Genomic DNA, 4,432 nt, shown 5'->3' with positions numbered 1-4,432 from the left:
AAATCCTATTGGCTTATAATTTGAGCTATTTTGAACTTAACTAGCACCACGGGTAACATTACTATTAAAATATAATAATTTAATATAATATTTATAAAATTTCAGATCTCTCCAGAATGTAACATATGATTCAAGAAATTGATAACAAATCAGCCAGCGACATTTGAATATAAAAAAGAAAAGCAAATTGTTTCACCTCTATTCAATATTCGCTGGCATCTCCCCGCTACAATTATATTGAACAAAAAGAAAAAGAGCCTGAGACAAAAAGATTTCTCAGCTAATAAAAGAGAGATTCACATTTGGTGTAAGTCTCTCTTTTAGTTTTTAGTTAATTTCTTGTTATATTTCAGTAGGTTATTGGCCATGAGAACCAAGCCCATGTCAATTTTAACCTGACGTCTGCCTCTGAGATTACATCGTTTGTACCCCAAACAAGCCTTTATCTGACCAAAGACAGGTTCCACATCAACTTTACGTTGGGCAAAGATGTGACTGCCTTCGTCAGATAAAAGCACTTGGCTTTCTTTTCGTTTTAAGACTTGATATCGCTCATTGACATAAAGTCCCTTTTGCGGAGCCAAGTCAGGTTGTTCTGCCTTATAAACCCTGATTTCCTGCTTGAAACCTATCGTGGTATGGCTGTGTTTGAGATGGTCAAACTGGTATACCCAACCCTCTGGATGGGTGTAGGAATCAGCTGTTCCATCGTAAGTCCAGTTAGCCAAATTCCTATTAGATTCTTTGTGTTTTTTCTTCTGTTCCTTGTCAAAAAGACCATATTTAATCAAGTGGTCAACGCCCATCCTATCTAAGGTGAGAAGATTCTCCTCGCTACCATAGCCCGCATCGGCGACAACCGTTTTTAACTCATGTGGATACGTTTCTAAAAAAGGCAAGAGCGTTCTGGTATCTGTTGGATTTGGATAAATGTCATAGTGAAGGACGAACTGATTTTCAGTGGCGATTTGTAGGTTGTAGCCAGGTTTGAGTTGTCCATTTCTCATAGGATCTTCTTTCATTCTCATGAAAGTCGCATCATGATCCGTCTTAGAAAAACTCTTTCGACCTTGGAAGGTCTCTTGATAAATCTCGTATTTTTCGGCCCGCACTGAAAAATCATCCTTGACTTTACGCAGGACTTTCTTGAGCTTGCGGCGTTTGGTCTTACGCTCGTCCTTACCTTTAACTGGTGTTTCCTCAATATCTTGGCTCAGTCCAGCCAATTCTTCTTCAAGAAGTTGAGCGAACTCAGTCAACTGTTCTGAGGAGATGGACTCTTGTGTATCCAGTTCAATGGCTTGATGGATAAGAGGGGTGATTTCTTCTTGGAAATAGACCTGCATCTGTTCTTGAAGTTTAGCGGAGAATTTCTCTGTCGCTTTCTTCCAAACGAAACTATACTTATTGGTGTTGGCCTCAATCTTAGTGCCATCAATGTAGAGACCATCAAGTGTTACCAACTTTTCCATTTTCAACTGAAGATTGAGCTCGATAAAGAGTTCTCGCAGCAGATTTTCCATCCCGGCAGCTACACGGAAACGGTTGATGGTCCGGTAGCTGACAACCAACTGCCCTGTCAAGTACTGCATGGCTAGATTTTCTGCCATCATCTTTTCAATCTTACGGCCAGAGAAACTTCCTTGGGAATAAGCAAAGAGGAGGGCAGACAGAAGTAACTTTGGGTGATAGGAAGGGCGACCAAAATCATGTAGAAAGACTGAAACTGACCGGCTTCTAGTGCATTGACGACCTTTTCGATAGTGAAGACGATGCGGCCTTGGGGCAAGACACAAGCAAGTTCTAGTGGCAAAGTTGTCTGATTTGTGTTATAGTGAATGTGCATGAGATAGCCTTTCTAAATGGTTTATTAAGCAATTCTATTTTACCAAGACTATCGCAACTATGCAAAAAGCAACGGTAAAACCGTTGCTTTTTTTTGATAGAATCGAGACATTATTGTCCCAGGCTCTTTTAAAAAAGAAAGAGAGTAGGACAAAATCAATAACTTAAAGAGTTGGATTTTATCATTCCGCTCCGCAGCAGCAATGATTAGCTCCAGTAGTCTGAGGAGCTGTTGAAGGTTACAAATACAGCTAACGAGATCAGCGTCAATAAACTTGATTAAAACTTTGTTATTGCTTTCTACGAAAGATCTATTTATCACCTGCCATATTTTTTTAAGCAAACCACACTAAACTGCGTTTTACAAACAATATTATTATAAAAACATTTTCACAAATCTCTTTTACAAAATCAAAGATACTATCAAAACAAGAAGAACAGTAAGAATAGAAAGTGTCACAGCCAGACTTACCCAAAAACCAGCTGTATTCCTTGGATTGACCCCAATTCCAACACCAATTTTCTTCGGTACCCAAAATGGCTCAGAAGATGTTTGTTTTCCCCTCAAACGAAGTAACTTAATAAGGTACCAAAGAAAGAATATGAATAAGACGACTTTCAATAATAATAATTCACCCATTTTTATCCCCTTTGACTAATATTATACACCTTACTATCCTTTTTACAACCTCAAACTCGCTTAGACAGTTATTTTTTGATACAATAGAAAAAATAAATCTAGAAAAGGTATCCGTATGAAACTCATATCTTGGAATATTGACTCTCTCAACGCAGCTTTGACCAGCGACTCTGCACGCGCGCAATTGTCACAAGCTGTTTTACAAACTTTAGTAAGATTAGACGCTGATATTATCGCCATTCAGGAAACTAAATTATCTGCTAACGGACCAACTAAAAAACATCTAAAAGTTTTGGATGAATTATTCCCACATTATGAAACTACATGGCGCTCTTCTATAGAACCTGCACGTAAAGGTTATGCCGGAACTATGTTTTTATACAAAGAGAATCTATCTCCAAAAATAACCTTCCCAGAAATCGGTGCACCTTCTACTATGGATGCCGAAGGGCGTATTATTACCCTTGAGTTTGAAAAATTCTTTGTCACACAAGTCTACACTCCCAATGCAGGTGATGGTTTAAAACGTTTAGAAGAACGACAAATCTGGGACAAAAAATATGCTGACTATCTAACAGCTTTAGACATAGAAAAACCTGTCCTTGCGACAGGGGACTACAATGTAGCCCACAATGAGATTGACCTCGCTCATCCTTCTAGCAACCGTCGCTCACCTGGATTTACAGATGAAGAACGATCCGGATTTACCAATCTGTTAAATCGTGGTTTTACGGATACTTTCCGTTACATTCACGGCGATATTCCAAATGTTTATAGCTGGTGGGCACAACGCAGCAAGACCAGCAAAATCAATAACAGTGGCTGGAGAATTGATTACTGGCTGACCAGCAATCGAATTGCAGATAAAGTAACCAAGTCAGAAATGATTGACTCAGGTACAAGGCAAGACCACACACCAATTGTATTGGAAATTGAGTTATAAAAAAAGAGGTTTCTCCTCTTTTTTCAATCAAAATGATACAGTTGTGGATACTGATCACATTCAGGATTTCTTGGGTGGCAAATTTCACGGCCAAAGCAAATCATAGCTTGGTGAGCTGGAAGCCATTCATTTTTGGGCAGAACTTCCATCACGCGTTGTTCAACTTCAAGCGGTGTAGCTGACTTTTTGACAATATCATGGTGTTTGCAGATTCGCTCCACATGGGTATCCACTGCAAAAGCTGGAATACCAAAACCGACACTCATAACTACATTTGCTGTTTTACGTCCTACACCTGCAAGACTTTCCAATTCTTTTCGTGTATGTGGGACTTGACCGCCAAAGTCATCTAGCAACTGCTGAGCACATTTTTTCAAAAACTTAGCCTTATTGCGATAAAGCCCCAGACGAGCAATATACTTGGCAATCTCGCTTTCTGAAGCCGCCGCCATTTCCTGTGGAGTTGGATAGGCTTTAAAAAGGGCTGGTGTGACTGTGTTGACTGCTGCATCGGTCGTTTGAGCCGACAGCATGACCGCTACCAGCAATTCAAAATGATTGGTAAAATTCAAGCTAGGTTTTGCATCTGGAAATAGGGCGATGATTTCCTCAATCACCTTTCGCGCACGTTTTTTTGATAAAACCATTTTTTCTCTTTTCGTTCTTTACTAATATTCAATGAAAATCAAACAGTCTCACAGACTGTTTAGCAACCTTGCAAGGTGAGACTATACAAAATATCTGACGGAATATGTTGTATCGGATGATTAAATCAAAAGAGCGACGATTAACATTTTCAAATTTTAGTTCTATCTCACTCCCAAGCTAACAAGGTTTGAAGAAATTTTCTCAGTGTATAAAAACATTATAACACGAACAGCAATTATACCAAAATAGAGAGCTTAAAAAGAAGTGAGGCAACAATTGCGATTTTAAAGAAATCCATTTTGTCGTCTCACTTCTTTTTTATTTGATAAATTGCAAGAATAAGTGCAACATTTATT

General features: G+C 38.9%; 4 protein-coding genes and 1 pseudogene. 2 read left to right on the top strand and 3 right to left on the bottom strand.

The features are described 5' to 3' along the window. Positions 1-320: 320 nt before the first annotated feature. On the bottom strand, positions 321-1,796 hold the full coding sequence (locus tag HMPREF2984_RS04075) for an IS1182 family transposase (RefSeq protein ID WP_224785100.1): 1,476 nt from the start codon (positions 1,794-1,796) through the stop codon (positions 321-323). Positions 1,797-1,815: 19 nt separating this feature from the next. Between HMPREF2984_RS04075 and HMPREF2984_RS09935 the strand changes: the two are divergent. After that, positions 1,816-2,013, top strand: a pseudogene (locus tag HMPREF2984_RS09935) (hypothetical protein). A gap of 235 nt (positions 2,014-2,248) precedes the next feature. On the opposite strand, the gene HMPREF2984_RS04065 reads toward HMPREF2984_RS09935, so the two are convergent. Next, complete coding sequence (locus tag HMPREF2984_RS04065) at positions 2,249-2,485, bottom strand: hypothetical protein (RefSeq protein WP_059221027.1); 237 nt, start codon at positions 2,483-2,485, stop codon at positions 2,249-2,251. Positions 2,486-2,600: 115 nt separating this feature from the next. Between HMPREF2984_RS04065 and HMPREF2984_RS04060 the strand changes: the two genes are divergently transcribed. After that, positions 2,601-3,428, top strand: a complete 828-nt coding sequence (locus tag HMPREF2984_RS04060) for an exodeoxyribonuclease III (protein WP_070670580.1) — start codon at positions 2,601-2,603, stop codon at positions 3,426-3,428. Positions 3,429-3,451: 23 nt separating this feature from the next. Here HMPREF2984_RS04060 and nth read toward each other — a convergent pair whose 3' ends face one another. After that, positions 3,452-4,075, bottom strand: a complete 624-nt coding sequence (gene nth / locus HMPREF2984_RS04055; protein ID WP_049533271.1) for an endonuclease III — start codon at positions 4,073-4,075, stop codon at positions 3,452-3,454. Between the last annotated feature and the right edge of the window lie 357 nt (positions 4,076-4,432).

Origin of the sequence: Streptococcus sp. HMSC066E07 (assembly GCF_001814695.1) — a bacterium.
GTDB classification, from domain to species: domain Bacteria; phylum Bacillota; class Bacilli; order Lactobacillales; family Streptococcaceae; genus Streptococcus; species Streptococcus hominis.
Note: the sequence above shows the minus strand (reverse complement) of the source record. Positions and strands in the feature narration are given on the sequence as shown.

Coding starts and splice junctions, on each gene's coding strand:
- nth (WP_049533271.1), bottom strand. CDS start 4,075: ATGGTTTTATCAAAAAAACGTGCGCGAAAGGTGATTGAGGAAATCATC.
- HMPREF2984_RS04060 (WP_070670580.1), top strand. CDS start 2,601: ATGAAACTCATATCTTGGAATATTGACTCTCTCAACGCAGCTTTGACC.
- HMPREF2984_RS04065 (WP_059221027.1), bottom strand. CDS start 2,485: ATGGGTGAATTATTATTATTGAAAGTCGTCTTATTCATATTCTTTCTT.